Below are 20,973 nucleotides of genomic sequence, written 5' to 3'. Positions count from 1 at the left end.
GGTTAAAATTACATCTCTAGACCTATATAACAGAAAAATAAAGTCGCCTAAAAATTACTTTTTAGGCGACTTATTGGAATTAAAAAAATTGTTGACTGGATTAAGGTTTACTATTACAAATTTATAAGACTGCGTTGCAAGTGCCGTTTCTGCTCTTAAAAAGAGAATTGATTAAATAACACCCAACTATTTTAAAGTTTAGATTTTTATTAATTTCCTTACACTAACAGAACCTTGTCCATCTTTAACCTGTACCAAATACACGCCAGATTGAAATGCACTTAAATCTATTTTTAATGACTTAGATTTAACATCATTATTATTAAAAAGCATATTTCCGTTAATAGAAAATATTTTCACATTGTTGATTTCTGAATTTGAAGTTTGAATTACAAATGCATCTTGCGTTGGGTTAGGATACATAGCAAATTTAGAGGCAACGACATCTTCAATACCTAAAGTTGTAGAACCTTCTATTCTTAAATACGCTGCAACCCCCGAAGTATCCTCTTTATGATGGATTTTAAACTGATCACCAGTAAAAGCTGCATCAGCCAAATTGAATGAAACCATCTTATCTCCTGCAAGTTGTTCTTGTACATAATTTGTAACATCTATTTGAAAATCTTCGTAGTTATTGTCGGTATCACCGTTGGTAGTAAATGCACCTATACTTGTAGATTTATCTGGTGCGTTGTTCCAAGTAATTGCACCTTCAGTCCAATTATCTTCTGCCTTATAAACAGTAACATCAAAAGCATTTCCTGAAGATTGTGTTCCTGAAACGTGTAATATAGCCGAAGTGATACTGGTATAGTCCCCGATATTAAATTTTAACCAAGTTTGCCTTGAAAAATCTGTATTTGTAGCACTCTCTTTTACTATTAAAGTTTCTCCGTCAAAGTTATTATCACCATAAGAACCACCTCTTACAAAACTATCTTCTAAAACAACAATATTATTTAAGGCTGAAGGTATATTTTCTTGGGTAATTTGGTGCACGCCTACATCAACAGAAGCATCTAACGGAATGGTGTTTTGATAATAATCTACCATAGGTGTTGTTGGCTGCCTAACCCCTCCTGCCAAAGCAGGAGAATCTGTAGCTAAGGTATAACCGTTTTCTCCGCCACCCGGATTATCGAATTTTGGATCGGCATTTATTTTATTTATATCAGACGGTTCGCCAGACATCGTATTGCCGTAAAACAAATTATTTGAAAAGTGATTATTAGAACTGCTTGCTATATTAAACGCAGTATCTGATCCCTCATTATAAAATATATTATTATAGTAAAAAGAACTATCTGGTTGCCCGCCACTCCAATTTTTATGATAAACAATATCGGTGTAACTTTTAGATGCGCCAACATAAATAACATTATTATAAACCTGGGTATTGGTAGCATTTCCTGAAATTTTAAAAGCCCAAGCACCATAACCTTCCGTTTCTAAAACACCATCATTTTCTAAAATATTATATCTAAATATGGTGTTATCATTAAATCCAGTTCCAGTTCCTGGACCACCAGTTATTAATATTCCAAAATCATTGTCATGTATATAATTATATTCTAAGGTGGTGTTATTTGTACGGTAATCACTATCTAACCCTCCTGCATCATTATCGCCTACATTATATTTGGTAAAACGTGCTTCATTAAATCTAAACACAGCATTATCTGTATTAAAATTAAAAGCTGCGTTACCTGATCCTTTTATAGAGCAAGACGTAAATAAATTATACTCTACTATAGGACTTTCTGACACTCTAAATATTAAAGCATTAGCTCCAGATTTTTCAAACGTACAATTACGTACAACATAATTTAAACTTGGAGTCCAATTGGTATTAGAATCTAATAAACGGGTATCGAAATACGAAACATTTGATAAACCTGTTCTGTCTACATCGTGTATATAACAGTTATCAAATAACAAATCATCGAAATAAGTAGGCGTATTATTTCCTTTATATATTTCTAAAAAAATACCGCCGTTATCTTTATCAGAAATATCTCCATTAACACCATGAATTTCAAGGTTTATAAAGTGTAATTGATTCACAGCACCTATATTCTTTGCTTCTACTAGAATAGCTACTTTATTTGAGTTGACACCTGTATATTGCTCAGGTTTTAAAACATTAGCATAGTTATTAGTGTTGTTTATTTCCCATTGTTCTAATGACATCCCACCCTCTTCGGTGCTGTCAAAATTTGTTAGCTCTAAATCGCGTATTTCCCAATATTCTTGATTATTTAAATATAGCGTACAATATCGTATTTTAGTGGTCTCTACCGAACAATTTACCGTACCATCGCCATGAATAGCCGGATTTGCACCAGTACCATATTTACCCAAAACAATAGGGTTACTAGCAGCTCCAGAACCTTGTGGTTTTATAGTACCGTACCAAGACTCTCCTGCTTTGAATAAAATAGCATCTCCGGGTTGAAATACTGTTGTATTTACATTAACCAAGGTTTTCCATGCACTGGTTGTAGAAGTTCCATTATTTGAATCATTACCACCAGTTGCATCTATATAATAATCTGTGGCATTAACCTTAAACATCCCTAAACAGAACATGAATAAGACTATAACTATAGCCTTTTTTAAATTAAGAGTATTTTTTGTCATTTTTGTTTTTTTTAACAAAAAGTATCTTCTCATAACACCTTTAACCGATTGTAAAATTCAATTTTATGGTCATTACTAGCTAACAAGTAAAACTGAAGTTTACTTGAATCATGCAAATAAGATTTTAGTTAAAACGGTTTTTAATTCACTGTTTTATAACAAACAAAGAAACCATAATTACGAGAAAATACTTTTTTAATTATTTAATAACTTATTATGAAATTCTAATTTCTTTATTCTATTACAAACTCAGCATAATCGGTATAAAACAAATCTATAGAATTATCAAAAGCCTGATAAACACTTCTATATTGTATGTTTTTAGAAATATCAATTTCATCTAATGGAATTAATAAGGTTTGCAAATTATCGAGTGATAGTTGAATAACTTGTTCAACATTATCTGTAGAGGTTCCATTTTTTACTCCTTTTACCATAATATTTACACCTGCCAAAGGCAAACCATTATCCGAAGCCACAACGGTTCCTTCAATTATTAAATCTTGTGTATCTAAATTATTATCACCTTTATTTTTGGCATAAAGGGGTTGTTGCACTAGTAACAACAAATTAAAAAATAGCATTACTTTAAATAATGCGCATAGAGACTGCTTCATTCAATTAGTTTTAATTTTGGTTAGTAATTTAGTTTAGTTGGTTGTAAGAATGCCCTTTTTTCTGTAAAGCGCTTCTAGGTAATAATAATCGGCGTACACTAAAGGCACATCTATTTCGCCCCCCCCTGGCTTAGCACCTGTAGAATGTTTTAACAAAAATCCATGGCCAGTTCCGGGAACATTAAAATAATTATCTGTTGATAATGAGGCAATCATTTTATCTGCCACAGATACATACTCTTTTTTATTTTCTGAATTTGTTGTTAACGTACTCAACTCATAAAATGCTGATGCCATTACTGCAGCCGCCGAAGCATCTTTAGGTTCTTCAGCAACATCTTTTAAACTAAAATCCCAGGTAGGAACAAAATCATTAGGAAGCTTTGCGACGTTAAGTATATAGTTAGCTACATATTCAGCTTGCTTTAAAAACTCAGAATCTTGAGTTTCTCTATACGCCATAGTATAGCCATATAATGCCCAAGCTTCACCCCTTGCCCAACAAGAATTATCGGCATAACCTTGGTGGGTTACTTTATCTTTGGCAACTCCTGTAATGGTATCGTAATTAACCACATGATAGGTGCTATAATCGCTTCTAAAGTGGTTTTTCAAGGTGGTTTTTGCGTGCGTATTAGCAATGTTTAAATACACAGCATCGCCTGTTTCTTTCCATGCCCAGTATAATAACTCAAGATTCATTAAATTATCAATGATTACTGGAAACTCCCATTTGTCTTTGTGGTGATCCCAAGAGCGGATACAACCTATGTTTTCGTCAAACCTTGTTATTAATGTTTTTGCCGATTGAATCAACACTTGTTTATAGTCTTCATTTTTAGTGTCCTTATACGCTAAACCATAGCTTGACATCATTTTAAATCCTATGTCATGGTTAGAGGCGTTTAATTGTTCGCTTTCCAAAAGCTCTGTAAAAGCAGTTGCTTTCTCTTTCCAGTATGGTTTTTCAGACAAAAGATAGGAATACCATAAAACACCTGGATAAAACCCACTAGTCCAATCTCGCTTACTTACTAAACCAACATCTCCAGATTCATCTAATGTTCTAGGAAACACGCTTCTTTTGGAAAAATCAAAATCGTCCTGGAGTACAGGAGAAGATTTTAATTGGTTTTCAATTTTCTCAATTAATTCAACCTTAACTAACTTACTTTCTTTTAATGCATTTTTTGATTTACAAGAACACACTACAATTAACAGCATTACAAAAACACACAGCCTCCTCATTATAATTTATTATTAGAATTTTATTGTCCTAGCAAAAATATTGGATGCTTTTAGTTTTTTCTTACACAATCGTTCCCATTTTAAGTCCTAAATGTGCCATTTTAGTACATATGTTTCAAAAAACAACATACGTGCTAACTTTTATTTCATATTAGATTTTATCTTAAATTTAATATTCAGTACTTTGAAATATTAAATTTTATATATGAAAAACTGGATTTTTAACGCACTATTTAGTGTTTTTTCCATCTTCCTATTTGCCGCAAACGACCCACATATTTCTTTATCTAAGATAACCCCGGCTGGCGGTGTAGCATACTCTCAAGTAACCTCGATTATTGAAGACACCCAAGGTCTTATTTGGTTTAGCACCAACAATGGGCTTTTTTCTTATAATTCTATACATATTGAAAGACATAGTCACCTGCAAAATGACCTAACAACTCTTCCAACTAATAGAATAAACTCCCTTTATAAAGACCACCAAGGAAAGATGTGGATTGCTACCGAAAGCGGAATATGTACTTATAATGCTAAGGAAAACAACTTTAACAGACGCCTTATAAAAGATCAGTTTGAAAATAATATAGGCAAAGACATCATGTCGTTTTTTCAAGATCATGAAAACACATTTTGGTTTTCTGATGAAAAAGGATTTGGCACCATAAACCCAAAAACTAACCGAGCCTCCTATAAGAATATAAATAACAAAACAAGTCCTATTAGCTTTCTTACCATTGATGACGAAAAACGCATTTGGGTTTTTTATAATGATGGTGAAATATATTTTAAACTTAAGGATTCTAATACATTTCAGTTTTTTTCTAAAGAAATAGCTAGTCCGATTAGATCGGTTTTAATTGACGATGGTTTAATTTGGATTGGCTATGAATCAAAAGGATTACTATGTTTAGATCTTAATGGAAATATTAAACGTCACTTTTTATCAGAAAGCAAAGAAAATCTTGAATTACCTAGTAATGAAGTAAGAAGCATATTAAAAGATGAAAACAATCAAATTTGGGTTGCTACCTTTAACGGGATTGGAATAATTAAAGATTTTGAAGTTAAACTAGTAGTAGACCAACAAAAATACCCAGAACTACCTAATCATTCTATATGGTCTTTATATGAGGACTCACATAAAAATATTTGGATGGGTACTTGGATGGGAGGATTAGCTTTTCATAGTTCTCATAACAACTCCTTTTTGCATTACAATCAATCCACCTCAAAAAAGTCATTGAGTGACAATATAGTAAGTTGTTTTGTGCAAATCCCTAACCAACCTGAAATTCTTATCGGAACAGATGATGGTGAGCTTAATAAATTTAATCCAGAAACCAATATTTTTACTATTGAGCCGGTCATTTTAAATGGACAAAGGATAAAAAATATAAAATCGCTGGCTTATGATAAATTTGAAACCTTATGGGTTGGAACATATGGACATGGCCTTTTATATCGGCCTAAAAACAAAAAAACATTTAAGCGACTAAATCCTAAATTTGACTTAGGGTTTCAAACTCTAGATATCTTACCTACTAATGATGGTATCTGGGTTAGCGACTACCCAAAGGGTGTTTACTTTTACAATTACCAATCAAAAACGTTTACACGATACCAGCATAATCCATTAAACATTAACACCATATCAGACAATAATGTGCGGCATATTATTGAAGACAAAAATGGCAATATATGGTTTGCCACTCAAAATGGAGTTAATCTTTTGAAAAAGGGGAGTTCAAATTTCATCCATTCGTTTTATCAAGAAAATAATTCTAAGAGTATTGCTACTAATTACATTTATGTGCTTCATGAAGATAACCAAGGGTTTATTTGGATAGGAACTAATGGCCAAGGTTTAGATAAATACGACCCTAACACAGGTACAGCAGAACATTTTACTGTAAAAGAGGGGCTTCCTGGAAACGAGATCTTTTCCATTTTACAAGATGCTGACGAAAATTTATGGATTACAACAGAAAACGCGCTATGTAAATTCAAACCAAAAACAAATAACATTCAATCTTTTATAAGTAATAACGGTATACAACACAACCATTTTCATCCAACAGCTGCTTTAGCAACTCAAAATAATGAATTGTATTTTGGCGGATCTAATGGTTTAATTCGCTTTTTGCCAAATGAAATAAAAACAAATCCAATTGCTCCGGTAACCACGATTACACATTTTTTTATACACAATAAAGAGATATCGCCAGCTAGCAACACCACCGTTTTAAATGATATAATTGGTAATACGGATTCACTACAACTAAACCATAAACAGAATTCTATTAGCTTTCATTTTATTTCAAACAACTATATAAACCCACAAAAAAACAAATTTAAATATAGGCTAGAAGGATTTGATAGCCAATGGAGCAATAGCGATTTTAATGGAAAAGCTAATTTTACCAATATACCTCCAGGTGAATACATTTTTGAGGTAAAGGCATCAAATAATGATGGGGTTTGGAATACCAACCCAACCCAGGTTTTTATAAAGATAACCCCGCCTATTTGGCTTACTTGGTACGCCTATTTACTTTACGTTTTAGCCTTTTTAACTTCCATCTATTTTTTTAGAAAACAAGTTATACATCGACAAAGACTAAAATCTGAAATAGACATGGCAAAAATTCAGCGAGAAACTGAAGAGGAGTTACACCAATTAAAGCTTCAGTTTTTTACAAATATTTCACATGAGTTTAGAACCCCACTTACACTTATACACGGTCCTGTTGTTCGTTTATTAAAAACAGGGCTTGAAAATGAAACTTCTAATAAGCAATTAATGCTTATAAAAAATAACACAAACCGCTTATTACGATTAATTAATCAATTTCTTGATTTTAGACGAGTAGACCATGGTAAATTAAAACTTAATCCTATACATGCCGATATAGTTTCCTTTAGCAAAAATGTTTTTAATTGTTTTGAAGAACATGCCAATCATAGACATTTTAATTTCAACTTTATATCGGACACTCAGAATATTAAAATGGATTTTGACACAGACAAACTAGATAAAGTCCTAGTTAATATGCTTTCAAACGCCTTTAAATATTCACCAGATAACGGTACAATTACATTACGAATACAACATAACAGAATGCCCGAAATGAAGGCAAATTGGAATAGTTTTACCGTTGGAGATCCCATTGAAGGTAATTTTATTGCTATTAGTATTTCTGATACTGGAGAAGGCATATCAGGCAATGAACTTCCACAAATATTCGAAAGGTTTTTCCAAATTGAAAGCAATCAAACTAAAGGCACAGGAATTGGACTTTCATTATCTACAAATTACATTACCATGCATAATGGGCAATTAACAGTAAGTAGTGCAGAAAACGAAGGTTCTATTTTTTGTATTTGTTTACCTCAAACCCAATTAGACTCTTTTAAGGAAGACACTGTAAAAAACACGGACCTATCGTCTTTTAATTTCTCATCGGAATCTACCGTTCCTCTTGAATTTGAAAATAAACCTACTGATGCTAATGAAAATCAAGAATCACTAATACTAATAGCAGAAGATAATCCAGAATTATTAGATTTTTTAGGCGAATCCTTACAGAATCACTTTAGGGTTGCTAAGGCTAAAAATGGTAAAGAAGCCATGGAACAACTAAATACCTTGTATCCAGATTTAGTGATTTCTGATATTATGATGCCAGAAATTGATGGTGTAGAATTATGTACAAAAATAAAAACAGATATTACAACTAGTCATATTCCTGTAATATTGCTAACCGCTTTGGATACCATTCAAGATAAAATTAAAGGTATAGGTTCTGGTGCAGATGCCTATTTACCTAAGCCCTTTAATGAAGACCTCTTAATAGTTCAAATTAATAATTTATTAAATTCAAGAAAAAATCTTAGAAAATCTTTTGCTTCAAAACATGAAATAATAGAAGAACAAACAGAGCTTCCAAATCTCGACAAAAAACTTATTTTAAAAGCCATACATATAATCGAGCAAAATATTACAAATACAGACTTCTCTGTAGACGATTTAACTAAAAGTTTACACCTAAGCCGTACTCATTTGCATAGAAAATTAAAATCGCTTACCGATCAATCTGCAACAGAGTTTATTAGAAACATTAGGTTAAAACATGCCATAAAACTAATGAAAACAGGAAACTATAAAATAAACGAAATAGGCTATGCTGTTGGATTTAACTCGCATAACTATTTTACTAAAGCCTTTAAAAAACAATATGGAAAATCACCTTCTGAATTTATAAAGGAGAATTTTAGTTAAAAAGGATAATTAAAACTAGATATAAAAAACACATTTATAAAAGTATAGAAGGAGACCAAAACCTCAGTCTCCTTCAATATACTTCAAACTTCAATTATGAAATCTTAATACTTCTGGCAGGCTTTTGTTTTGCCTCTTCTTTTTTTGGTAATAGAATACTCAAAATGCCTTCATTATAGCTTGCATTAATTTTTTCATCATTTACACTTTCTGGCAGCGTAAAGGTTCTTTTAAAAGAGGAGTAACCAAATTCCCTACGTGTAAAATTTTCTTCTTTCTGTTCTTTTTCTTCTTTTGTTTCCGTAGAAATTGATAATGCTTGATTATCAATATCTATATGGAAATCTGATTTTTTTAAACCTGGAACTGCCATTTCTACCATAAAGGCATCAGCGGTTTCTTTAATATTTACTTTAGGCAAAGTAATTCCTGTATTAAAATTTGATGTAAATACAGACGGTAGGTCTCGATTAAAGAAATCATCTAACCAATTTGACAAAGTAGGGAAGTTTTGATTTGAATTGCTGTTCACTAAACTTCCGTTTTTAGGAACATTAACTAAATTGCTCATAATTACAAAATTTTAAATTAAACATTATTTCAAACTTGAAATACTTATTGACTTCAACTGTTATAAAACAAAAAAAATACCAAAACTAATAACCTCCGTTTTTAACTCAATATTTTATCAATACAGATCTTTTATTGCCATTTTTTCATAATAATTACCAATATTTCGTCTAATTAAATGTCAAATTGACATTTTCAAAACATCACTAAAGCAAATAGCGAACAAGACTATTTAACACCAAATCGGGTATAAGGAATTGCTTAATCAGTAGTTAGAAATTCAAATTTTTATAGAATATCGTCTCCGTAATTTGTTTATCCAACCAAGAACCTAAACTACTATACATCAGTTTTATAGATTCCTAATTAATGATAAAATTTAAAAAATTTCTTTTTTTAAATAAATTCAGCTAGTATTTACTTTATGCTATTGGTTAAAAACTTGTAACACAATGGATTTTTAATTGAATGAGTCAATATTTCGAATTAAAACAAACTAAATCAACACATTAGAAATATCCTTTAAAAAGGTAGATTCATGCAGATAACTCAAAATTGTCTAAAACAAGATTCTAGATTCTGTGACATAATTTTTCAGAAGAGAGAAATAGTATGAGTTTACAGAGGGCAAACAAATTGCAAACAACAATAAACAAATCTAATTTCGTTAAAAATAAAAAAAGGGGATAAACTAAGTTTCATCCCCTTTTTCAATAATACAAACTTTAAACCTACATTTTTATAAATTTTAAATCGAATACTTCACCATCATCTGTAATCGCTTTAATAATATACAAACCATCGTTAAAGCCACTAACCTGTAAACTCATATCGTTAGCTGGAACTACATTATTAACGGTATTCAAAACAATTCCGTAAAGATCGAAAACAACCAAACTCATAATATTAGCATCAGATGTAACCGTGATATTAGACTCCGCTGGGTTTGGCGATACTACAAAAGCCTTATAGCTGCCTTTACTCCCTTTTACGTAGTGATTTTCGTTTTTATCATCACAACTGTGTTTACCTTCATGTTTTGTGCACACACATTCATCTTCGTTATTCTCATCTTCATCGATGGTATCTGAATCTTCTGTGGTGTCTGTACGCTCCACTGGATTATAATTAAACTCCTTTACCACACTCATGCTTCCTGAACCCTTAAACGTTGCTGTATAAGCTCGATAACCATCTGTTTCATTTACATCTGTTAAAGTCCCGTTATATTGAATATTGTTTGGATCTTCAATAGCATCATCCATGTCGGTTGAAAAAACCATCAATGGTTTTAACGAAATAGTTTCATCAAAGGCATTGAGTTCCGTTTCTGTAAAGTACATCGTTACATCATAAGTTGCTTCTTCATTAGACGTTGAAATTTCAAAAGCTTTTGAAGGTCTTGCCGTATTGATGTTAGAGAAAATTTCAAAACTAGAACCCTGATCGATAATAGACATGGTTACACATCCTAAATCATCTGATGCATTTTCAATTTTTGCTAATAAGGAATTATCAGAGTGACTCATAAAGTAAATGGTGTTGCCTTGGTACACCTGAGTCGTGGCAGTTTTACCTACTTGTGTGGCGATTCCTGCAGGGGTTGCAGATACATTTACATTGTCTATTGCAAAGCTAAATGCTGTTCCTGCATTGGTATCGTTATACCATCTCCAAGCCAAGAAAAAGGCTTTTCCATTTAGGGCTGGTATAATGGCATTATAAGTACCGCTAGCACCAAAAGCTGCAGCTGGTCCTTCTCCCACAAATTGCTGCATGGACACATAATTTGCACCATCTAAGGTGTACATAAATTCACCATAATCGAAAATAGTTCCATCAACAGCATCCGTTTCTCCTCCTACTTCCCAATCAAACGACACAGTGACATCGCTAGAAGCTCCAGCGTTAATCATTGGAGAACGTAATAGAACATTAGTTTCAGAATTCGTATCATAAATAGGCAGATCGGTAATTCCGTCACTTATATAAGCTCTACCTTCGGCAGTCGCATCACCATTCACTTTCCAAACGTTGTTACCATCTGATAAAGAAATAGCAGTCCAACCGGCTGGAATGCCATCTACAGAAAAGGTTTCAGTAGTTAGCAAATCAAATGGTTCACTGCCCGTTTTTGGAGTAAAATCATTATCCGAAATGGAGAATTCTTGTTTAAAAAATTCACCATTAAAAATATAGGACAAGACGATTGTTTCAGAATCTTCAACAATAGCATCATCGTACACCACAACATCCAAAGACTGAATTTCAGATCCTGAAAAGGTTAAAGATGTTGAAGACAAATCAAAATCCTGACCTAAAGTAGCTGTACTACCAGTTGTACTTAATGTGATAGTTGCAGATGGATCTACATCGACTGCCGTAAAATATATTGGAAAAATATTGGAATCGTTACAGCCACTGATTGCATTACTTTCTGAAAAAATTCTAACATTACCTTCATTTAATGCTATGGTGTTTGGATCGCCAGTATTATAAGCATCTCCAATATCTACACCATGCCAAGCATTTGTAGTTTGTACTTCTTCATTCGAACCTGGTCCATATAAAATTTGAGCAGCTAAAATAGAAGCCTCTCTCATTTCAATAAACTTAGCATTTGGAGATAACATTGTTTCACCTAAATAAGCAATTTTAGATGCTTTTAAAAACCCTATGCCTTCAACATTGTATTGATTTCCGCCATCTGTAATTTGATCTTCGGTTGTCGCTTTGCTGTAACCAGCAGAAAGCGACTGCCCGCTACCAGCCACCAACAAGTAGTACCATTTATTTAACACACCACTATTAGTATGCACACCACATTGATCGTTTGCTAAAGTAGGTGTACCACATTCTGGTTCTATCCAATTTGCTCCACCATAACAATCTGGATCTCCAGCTGCCTTAGGGTCATCCATCCAACGCAACGCTCTAGAACCTTCTTCTCCTGGTTGTAATCCGCCATCGCGCTCATCTATCTGTTCTCCAATTCCCCACGGATCGTAGTTTAAAGAGTTGTCTATTTCCGATAATACATAAGCCTCAACGGAAGCCGCCCAAATATCTGAAAACCCTTCATTCATAGCTCCAGACTCTCTTTGGTAAACCAAATCGGCTGTAAACTCACAAACACCATGTCCGATTTCGTGAGCACACACATCCATAGATGTTAAAGGAGCAAACGAGCCATCTGGATGTTGACCGCCTTGGTAACTACCATCGCCATAAGTCATAGCCGTTCCATTCCAAAATGCATTGTCGTAAGCATCACCATAATGCACGTAGTTGGTAACCTTAGTACCTAAATTATCATAACTAGATCTGTTATGAATTGCTTTCCAATAATCCAATACAACTTCAGCTCCCCAATGTGCATCTAGTGCTACATCGTCGTTATGGGCTTCATTGTGCCCTGCAGAAGGTGCACCATCAACAGGTATTGCGGGTCCATATGGTAAGGAAAAATCATCTTTTCGGTGTTCTTCTGCAGTCCAATTATTATCGGCTGTTTCAGGGTGCAGTGCATCCCCATCACCATCTGCAATTGGTACAGCAAAATCTGAAATTGGAGCACTAATAGGAAGTCCGCCGAGACCTTCATAAGAAAGCGTTTCGTTTTCTACCCCTGAAGGCGTCACACCTTTTAACACCCAATTTCCATTGTCGTCCATAGACGTATCGAAGGTTCTAATACCAGCGTAACGCGTTTGACCGCTCCCAGCAGTTAGCATCATAGAACCATAGGTTGTTTTATTAGCTGGTTTAATTTCCTTTTTGATATCTTCTTTGCTATGATTGGCATCTGCATGTTTGATGATAGCATCTAATAACAAGATATTTCCTGATACGGCATCTACATAAATATCGGCACGTGATAATGGTTCGGCAGCATAGATATTGAATTTGTATGCCAAGGTAAGATCGACTAGATCTGTTAAATAATTATCGACATAAACAAGCTCCCCTTTTGGAAACACCTCATTATATGCCGCAGTAATTTCTGGACTCGTACCTAAACTTTGAATATAGTCCCAGGCATAAGTAGTTGCACCAACATGATCTAATGCTTTTTGAAGAGCCGCACTTTCTGACAATGATGCCACTGCATTGGTTGAAGCAGGCAAATTATAATATTCTGCAGTTAATGCGAATACAATTCCTTTTTTAGACATGGCTTTAAAAACCCCATGTTCCACTTTTATGCCGTTGGTATATTGTTGGAATTTATCAATTTGTATCCCGTTTGATACGGTAGAGGACGTAATTTCAAAAGTAGTTTCCACCCCTACTCCTAAAGCGGATCGAAGAAAATTGGTGGTAGCACCTAAAGCCAGGGTTTCGCCTGTACTATTTAATTTAATGAGTGAAGGTGTACCCCGATTTGGTTCCATTGAAAACTTACTTACCCTGGAATCCTGAGATAAGTTGGCCGTTATATCCTGAACGGACGTTTGAGCATTAGACATAAATAATCCCTGAAGGCATAAAGCAGCTCCAAGAATCATTTTTTTCGGTAATGGTTTACTCATAATGTAATAAATTTAAGGGTTAGTAAAAATTAATTTCTTTTAAAGTTTTCATGGCAATCATCTATAAGACAACCCACTAATTATTTACCCTACCTTTTTTTAAAAAAATGTTTCCTTCTAGGCTTTTTACTTCAACAAACGGCATAAATACCCTTATCCATAAACCATTGCATAAGTTCTTCCTGTTAAAAAACTCATTAACCTTTTGACTCATATGTCTTAATTGAGCATGGATATAATTTTTATAAGGTTTTGGTGGAATTGCATAATACATTTAGGTTACTATTCCAGTATTGAAGGCTAATGAATATAACTACTAATAAAGGCTTTCTTTTGCCTGGAAGTATTCAACCCACCTTTTATACAGGTAGAGCAAAACTATTTAGTTAATGCAACCAGCTGTTAACATCTTTAATTATAGACGGTTTTTTTGTTTCTTTAAAAGTGTCGTCTTTTCTTAAAACAGGACAATATAAAATTCGAAATTATTATGTTTAAACAAGTAAACTGTCCGATAAAAAAAACCTTGCCAAAAGTCTGACCTATAAGATCTAAAAAAACAACCTAATTCATATCATAAAAGATATTGTGCAAACAGTGTTTTGACAAGAGCAGCATCTAATTATTGATCCAATAGCGAGGTTAATTAAGTTAAGATTTAGTGTGCATAAAGAACAGGAGTAACACCAGAATTCCTAGAACGACACGTATTACATTGTCATTTCAAACGAAAGTTCCTTCTACCTAGCAGATATCCTATCGGAACACCAAGCAACGATTTTAAAATTGGATGGGCAAGCAACCAAAAAGGACTAAGACAAAATAAACCAAAACAAAAGCCAATAAAAAACACCGACACACCCCAAGTTTCGTAAATATGCTTAAAAACATGGACTAAAATAAGGTTGAAAAAATATCACAACCTGAAGCTAAAGGAAAATTAAAGCAGAATTTCAAAAATAGAGATCAATACAAGGATGGTTATATAACGGCAGATGAAATGACAAAACGAAATTGATAAAAAGGAAACCATGCAAGGAATAATTAATTGCCTTGTAAAATTCACCTTTAGGCATAAAAAAAAGGTTTAGTAGATACTAAACCTTTTTTTAAATACTCATCTTAGTAGCGGGAACTGGACTCGAACCAGTGACAATTAAAGTCTTATCTTCAATATGTTATGATATTGTTCTTAAAAAGGGTGTCTAATAGTATGCCTTTTTATTATAATTTATACTCTCTAATTGACTCTGGAGTTTTCTCTATTTCTTGCCAGTTAATATCAAAGATTTCTGTCGGATGTGTCTTTTCACCATTTAAAAACCCTTGTCTCAATAATTGTAGTTTTAAATTACTATTTGATAAATATAAAATTTTAAATGTTTGAATAAAATCAATTTTGTAATAGTTTAAGTAAATGGGGTTTAATACTAAATTATAAGATTTTTTGTCTCTTATTATACTCGAATAAACAAGTCCATGCTTACTAAATCTATCTCCATTTTGGTTAATGGTTTCTGTGAAAAAGCATTGAGCGATTGCATTGCTTAATTTATAATGAAAATTATATCTTCTTGTTTTTATGTGAAATAAGTTGTCTAAAAAATCATCTGTTCTCTCAAACTTTTTCTTTCTTTTTTCAACATCCATTTTTCTCATGGATTTAGCCAGTCCAGGTATTTGTTTAAGATATCTATAACCAATTGGACTGATTCGATGCTCAAATTGTTTTCCGTCAAATATACCTACAAAAGAGGCAATTGTTACATATTGACCTACTGTTGGACGAGACTCCATAATTGCAGTGCTTAACATGGTAGAAGCATAAAATAAACTTTCTCCATTATCATTACACCTCCCTCTTTTTACAGCTTCTGCTGGTGCATTTTTAAAGTCCTTTTCATTGGTGAACTCATTTAACTCTCCATTTTTAAGACTACCTAACAAATGATTATGACTCCTTCCTCTAAAAAATCCTTCAAACTTCAAATTTGTGAAATATGAACTCTCATATTCTGCGTCAAGCATGACTTTACCCACAATTTTTTTCAATGTCTCAATATCGGAGAAGTAGGAGAAAAGAAATAAAGTGTTGATACCAAAAAATTTGTATAATTGATATCCTATTTGAACAGAATTGAGTTTCATCTTTTTTACTAAACTTAATGCTGCTTATTTGTGTACCACTTTGGCTCGTCACCTTTTATCACATCATAATCAATTCCTAGAGCTTTGAAGTGTTTCATTGCAACTTTAACTTTGTTAATTTCGTGAACGAATCTTAAGTTTTCAATTTCTCTTGTACCTTTTGTCTCTCTCACTAACTGAACCTTCACTCCGTTATTATCTTTTCTAATGACACCCCAATCTGGATTATAATTTCCAATAATTTTAGGAAAGTCAATTTTATACTTTGATGGGAATTTAAAAAAGAATTCAACATTGTTGTCAGTTTCCAACTTACTACTCACAAATACTTCTTCTATATCCGAGTCTTTTTGTGTGGCATCATAAAGACCATGTTCAGTTGAATCAACTATCTCTGTCTGAACATAGTTTACTTTTTTAGGAAAAAGCTCCTCTAAATCATCCTGTTTCATATCTTGAGATAACTCAAATTCAATATTTTCAGCTACATGAATGGCCAGAGCATTTTTGGTTATTTCAATTAACTTGTTTGTAAAACCTTCAGGGTTTCTGAATAATTTAGGTTGCTCATCATGTGGTACTGCCTTGAGAATTTTAAAACATGTTTCTTTGGTAAGTGATGTTGCTTTTTCAAGTTTGTTGACCACATTGAAGACTGGAAATTTTGTTAAACCTGATTTTGAATCTTTTGATTGAACATCTCTGTTATCACTTACATTATAAGTTTCTGGCTTGAACTTTGAAACCTTGAATCCGTTTTTAAATTCAATATCTGGATTTGATTTGTTTGGTTCAATTGAGTTCACTTTGAAGCCTCTAAGTTTAGGCTCTTTTAAAAGTCTTTCTAAATCATCGCCTTCTGAAATTTTCATCCCACCATCAAACAGGTCTCCACCTAAATTGATTCTGTTACCTTTAGTATCCTCTTTTACTATACTGACAATAGCAGTATTATCTTCTTCAAAGGATTTAATCCTATAAGTAAATGTAGTAATGACAAAATTTCCTTTGCTGATGACTACTTTTGGAACAGGAAAGGTATTGTTTTTCTTATCCTTAAATTTTTCTTTTATCTCTGCCAACAATATGTCCGAATCTACATTAATCTTATAGTTAGATTTAAGAGTAAGTTTGCTCCAGAAGTCTTTAAAATCTTCACTTGTATAGAATTTATCCTGTCTTTTTGCAGCAGCTCTTTTTGGCTTTGGCTTTGGTGGTGCTTCGCCTTCTTGTTCTATGTACTCTTGCTGTAATGTGTTTGCAAACGATTCATAACTTTCATTTGCAATTACAGTTAAAATGTTCACTTGATCGTCATGCAATCTTTCTCCTTTTTGGTTGACTGCCAATCTTAATCCTCTACCAATTTCCTGCCTCTTTTTTGTGGCAGACACTGTTTGATTGAGCGTACAAATCTGAAACACATTTGGATTATCCCAACCCTCTTTTAAGGCAGAATGAGCGAAGATGAAGCATACTTCATTATCAAAAGAAAGTAACTCCTCCTTTTTCTTCATAATGAGCTCAAACTGTCTCTTTTCAGCTTTTCTTTGTTTATCATTTGTGGCTTCTTTGTCAATATAAACTGTTTCTTCTTCACCTCCTTTGGGCTTGTTTCTGTAACTGGCAAAATATGAAGCTTGAACTTCTTCAGGATCTTTATCCTTGAATTTATCTAACTTATCTTTGACTGCATTAAATTCTTCAATGAAAATTTTCTTGATAATTCCTTCTCCCTCTGCTGTACCGACAAAATTCTTTACTTTATCAATAAAGAAAAGCGATAATACTTTTACGCCATGTCTTTCTACCCTTTTTTGATGAGCTATGTGCTGTGAAAGGGTTTCTCTTATTTGGTACCTAAAAATATCCGGTTTAGAAATTCCATCTCCACCAAAAGCATTTAAAACTGTCCCATTTTCAAACTCAACAAATTCCTCTCCTTTGGCAGAACCTATATTATGAACTGTCATTCCTCTATGTTCCTCAAGATGAGTTTTTGAAAAAAGATCATCTCCTGTTTTAAGAATTACCTCTTCTATCTTTTGGATTCCATTTTTGCTGGTATAGGTTGCTAAAGTCACTTTTGCACTTCTTCCCGTGCCAGATACTTTTTTAAGTGAAATAGGGATTTTGCCCCCCAATTCTCTTTGCTCTACTCCAACTACTTGAATACGCTTAACCAAGTTCCTTCTAAAGGCCTCTACTGGCGTAAGCCTATACACAAGGTTAGGCGTTTCTTTGTGTGTTGCAGAGTATCTTAAAGAGAGTAATGGTTTTAAAGTTCTTAAAGCATCTTTTGACTTTTGAGAACTCATGTTTTGTGGTTCATCCAATATAACAATTGGTCTTGTTTGTTGAATGTACTCATAAGGTAATAACTCTCCAGGCAGCTTGTCTGTTGGTTTATAAAGATTATTTGAAACAGAATTAAATGCGGCCATTGTGATTAATAAAATCTCAATGTTTTTGGCCGTTGCAAATGTTTTGACTTCTTGGATTCTACCTGAATCATAAGCTCTTAAAGCACAATAGTCATTTCCATAAATGGTTTTAAAATGGTTTTGAGTGATTTCCCAGCTCTTCTTGACACCTTGGAAAATGGCAATTGAAGGCACTACAATTACATATTTGTTAAAGCCATACTTTTGGTTGAGCTCGTGAATGGTTCTAAGATATACATAGGTTTTTCCTGTACCTGTTTCCATTTCAATTGAAAAACTGGGATACTCATAAATATCATTGCTTACACCTTCAAGCATTTGGCCTCTTTCTTTCTCCAAAGAATTACTTACACCAATTTTCATTGTAGGCGTATCTCTGGCATCCATTTCCATATCAAACTCTTCTTGCACGAACTGCAAGTTGTCTTTTAGGAAATCTTCATCTAAATCTTCTCCTTCTGGAAGGTTTGGAGAAATTTCACTGCCAAGAGAGAACTGTGTGTGATATTCACCAATGCCATCAAATAAGTCCACCACATTTTTGATGGCCTTTAACTGAAACTCTTGATTTGCATTAAACTTTAGTTTCATAAGCTTAGATAGTAAAGATTTTACATTGATTATCTAATTCTTGCTTTAAAGCATCATTTCCTTCAAAGGCTTTGTCTAAACACACAAAGTGGTCTGTCCCTTGTAATTGCAACTTACTAAAGTCTGTGTCTTTAAAACTATATAACATGGTTGCATATAAAGTGTAAGGCACCCACTCATGAGTTATTTTAAAAAAACCACTAACAACCTCTTCTTGCTTTGCTGTTAAGGGAAATCCTTCTTGTAGAATAACTTCTGTAATAAAATCTTGAGTTGTTACGCCATGTTGCAATGGGTTTTTATAGGCTAATTCGAGATTATTAAATAAGTCTGGTAATGCTCCGTCTTGGTCTGGGACAAACTCTTGCCATTTGTATATGGTTGACGTGTTTTGCTTAAAAACTTTGAAGCCAATGTCTGGAGATTCTTCTCGTATAGCAAGTCTGCATCTTTCTTTAGATAGTTCGGATATAACTAACCTTTTATTCTTTTTAGATAAATACTTAATAGCATTTTTACCAGTTTCTTTCTTGGGGTTTAGTTCTTCATCTATTTGTATTATAATAATTTTTCTGTTAATCGATCTTAAATTCTCTGATGAAATAAAACCTTGAAAAGTACTTGCTGAGCCAGCAAAAAAATCTAATATCATATCATTCTCTTCAGTAGTTGCATCAATTAAATGCTTTAATAATTCTGAAGGTTTAGGAAAGTCAAATACACTTGAACCAAAAAGTTTAAGAATCTCATTTGAACCCTTTTTTGTTGAAATATCTGTAATGATACTTTTAGGATGATTAGTGCCTTTTATTTTTTGATATTGTAATACACCATTGCTCTTGAAAAAAAATTTTTCCAAAATTTGTCCCTTTTGATCCACAACTTCTTTTCCTGAAATCCAATTTTCAATTTGGTCTTTCATTGTCCAAGCAGCTTCTAATTCAACATCATTAACTAATACATTATTTTTGCATTCAAAAGTTCCAGAAATTACTTTAACTGGTTCTCCTTCCCCAAATTGATTAGGAAATACTTTATCTGAAGAATTAAACTCTATACCCTTAGGGAATTTTATAATTGATGTAGGGTTTTTTTCAGAAGGTCTTTTTATAGCCCTATCTGAAATTCTATCATCACCCCAATATTTAAAAAGCTTTAATTTATTAATATCTTTACCGTAACAGAGTATATATTCATGCTCTCTTGCAAAGTAAGATGCAGCTGTTCTTCCATTTTTCCAAATTAACTTTTCAATAAAGTTTTCTTCTCCAAAAATTTCATTGCAGAGACTTTTTAAATTATGTATTTCTTGGTCTGCTATTGAAATGAAAATTATTCCATCTTCTTTCAATAAATCCTTAGCTAATTTTAACCTAGGATACATAAAAGAGAGCCAATTTGCATGGTATCTACCTGAAGAATTTGGATTTGATACTAAAAGCCCTTCGTCTGTTTTCACCCCCGATTTTCTTAAATAATCTTCTGTACTATCTGCAAAAGAATCACTATAAATAAAATCATCACCTGTATTATAAGGTGGATCTATATAAATCATCTTGATTTTACCCATATAAGACTTTCTCAAAATTTTGAGTACCTCCAAATTCTCTCCTTCAATAAAAATATTTTCAGTGGTATCTTCATTTACGCCTTCACCTTCACAAGGTTTTAAAGTACCTGTGGGTGGCTTGGTCGCAATTTTCCTTGCGTCCTGCTTACCAACCCAATTTAGGCCAAAATGTTCTTTTGCTCTGTTGCTTGTACTGTGTTCTCCTATTAATTCTGTTAATGTATCTACATTGAACACTCCATCTTCAAAAGCTTCAGGAAAGAGTTGTTTTAGCTCATTAAGCCTATCATCTGTGAATGTATATGAAGGTTTAAATTCTTCTGGCATT

General features: G+C 33.1%; 9 protein-coding genes. 1 reads left to right on the top strand and 8 read right to left on the bottom strand.

What is annotated here, in order from left to right:
* Window positions 1–198 precede the first annotated feature (198 nt).
* From ABJM36_RS02170 to ABJM36_RS02160, 3 genes are all read right to left on the bottom strand, one after another.
* A complete protein-coding gene (locus ABJM36_RS02170; protein WP_348448702.1) occupies window positions 199–2,643 on the bottom strand; it encodes a DNRLRE domain-containing protein in 2,445 nt (814 codons plus the stop codon).
* 233 nt (window positions 2,644–2,876) lie between these two features.
* The gene (locus ABJM36_RS02165; RefSeq protein WP_348448700.1) at window positions 2,877–3,260 is read right to left on the bottom strand and encodes a hypothetical protein; all 384 of its coding nucleotides are present in this window, start codon (window positions 3,258–3,260) and stop codon (window positions 2,877–2,879) included.
* Between the two features lie 33 nt (window positions 3,261–3,293).
* Window positions 3,294–4,484, bottom strand: a complete 1,191-nt coding sequence (locus ABJM36_RS02160) for a glycoside hydrolase family 88 protein (protein ID WP_348448698.1) — start codon at window positions 4,482–4,484, stop codon at window positions 3,294–3,296.
* A gap of 229 nt (window positions 4,485–4,713) precedes the next feature.
* Between ABJM36_RS02160 and ABJM36_RS02155 the strand changes: the two genes are divergently transcribed.
* Entirely contained in the window at window positions 4,714–8,790 is a 4,077-nt protein-coding gene (locus ABJM36_RS02155) for a two-component regulator propeller domain-containing protein (protein WP_348448696.1), read from the top strand.
* 94 nt (window positions 8,791–8,884) lie between these two features.
* Here the strand turns inward: ABJM36_RS02155 and ABJM36_RS02150 are convergent, their stop codons facing one another.
* From ABJM36_RS02150 to ABJM36_RS02130, 5 genes are all read right to left on the bottom strand, one after another.
* Window positions 8,885–9,361 (bottom strand): Hsp20/alpha crystallin family protein, encoded by a 477-nt coding sequence (locus ABJM36_RS02150; protein ID WP_348448694.1) that lies wholly within the window; start codon window positions 9,359–9,361, stop codon window positions 8,885–8,887.
* Between the two features lie 730 nt (window positions 9,362–10,091).
* Window positions 10,092–13,892, bottom strand: a complete 3,801-nt coding sequence (locus ABJM36_RS02145) for a M4 family metallopeptidase (RefSeq protein WP_348448692.1) — start codon at window positions 13,890–13,892, stop codon at window positions 10,092–10,094.
* 1,224 nt (window positions 13,893–15,116) lie between these two features.
* Entirely contained in the window at window positions 15,117–16,040 is a 924-nt protein-coding gene (locus ABJM36_RS02140) for an RES domain-containing protein (protein ID WP_348448690.1), read from the bottom strand.
* Window positions 16,041–16,054: 14 nt separating this feature from the next.
* Window positions 16,055–19,075 carry a DEAD/DEAH box helicase family protein gene (locus tag ABJM36_RS02135; protein WP_348448688.1) on the bottom strand — a complete coding sequence of 1,007 codons (3,021 nt, stop codon included), beginning with the start codon at window positions 19,073–19,075 and terminating at the stop codon, window positions 16,055–16,057.
* Window positions 19,076–19,079: 4 nt separating this feature from the next.
* Window positions 19,080–20,972, bottom strand: a complete 1,893-nt coding sequence (locus ABJM36_RS02130) for a site-specific DNA-methyltransferase (protein WP_348448686.1) — start codon at window positions 20,970–20,972, stop codon at window positions 19,080–19,082.
* Window position 20,973: the final 1 nt, after the last annotated feature.

The sequence above is a fragment of the Algibacter sp. genome (assembly GCF_039977455.1).
GTDB lineage: Bacteria > Bacteroidota > Bacteroidia > Flavobacteriales > Flavobacteriaceae > Algibacter_B.
This window is presented reverse-complemented; position numbering and strand designations above follow the sequence as displayed.

Bases quoted from the DNA above. Each gene is read 5' to 3' on its own strand.
- ABJM36_RS02170 (WP_348448702.1), bottom strand. From the start codon at position 2,643: ATGACAAAAAATACTCTTAATTTAAAAAAGGCTATAGTTATAGTCTTA.
- ABJM36_RS02165 (WP_348448700.1), bottom strand. From the start codon at position 3,260: ATGAAGCAGTCTCTATGCGCATTATTTAAAGTAATGCTATTTTTTAAT.
- ABJM36_RS02160 (WP_348448698.1), bottom strand. From the start codon at position 4,484: ATGCTGTTAATTGTAGTGTGTTCTTGTAAATCAAAAAATGCATTAAAA.
- ABJM36_RS02155 (WP_348448696.1), top strand. From the start codon at position 4,714: ATGAAAAACTGGATTTTTAACGCACTATTTAGTGTTTTTTCCATCTTC.
- ABJM36_RS02150 (WP_348448694.1), bottom strand. From the start codon at position 9,361: ATGAGCAATTTAGTTAATGTTCCTAAAAACGGAAGTTTAGTGAACAGC.
- ABJM36_RS02145 (WP_348448692.1), bottom strand. From the start codon at position 13,892: ATGAGTAAACCATTACCGAAAAAAATGATTCTTGGAGCTGCTTTATGC.
- ABJM36_RS02140 (WP_348448690.1), bottom strand. From the start codon at position 16,040: ATGAAACTCAATTCTGTTCAAATAGGATATCAATTATACAAATTTTTT.
- ABJM36_RS02135 (WP_348448688.1), bottom strand. From the start codon at position 19,075: ATGAAACTAAAGTTTAATGCAAATCAAGAGTTTCAGTTAAAGGCCATC.
- ABJM36_RS02130 (WP_348448686.1), bottom strand. From the start codon at position 20,972: ATGCCAGAAGAATTTAAACCTTCATATACATTCACAGATGATAGGCTT.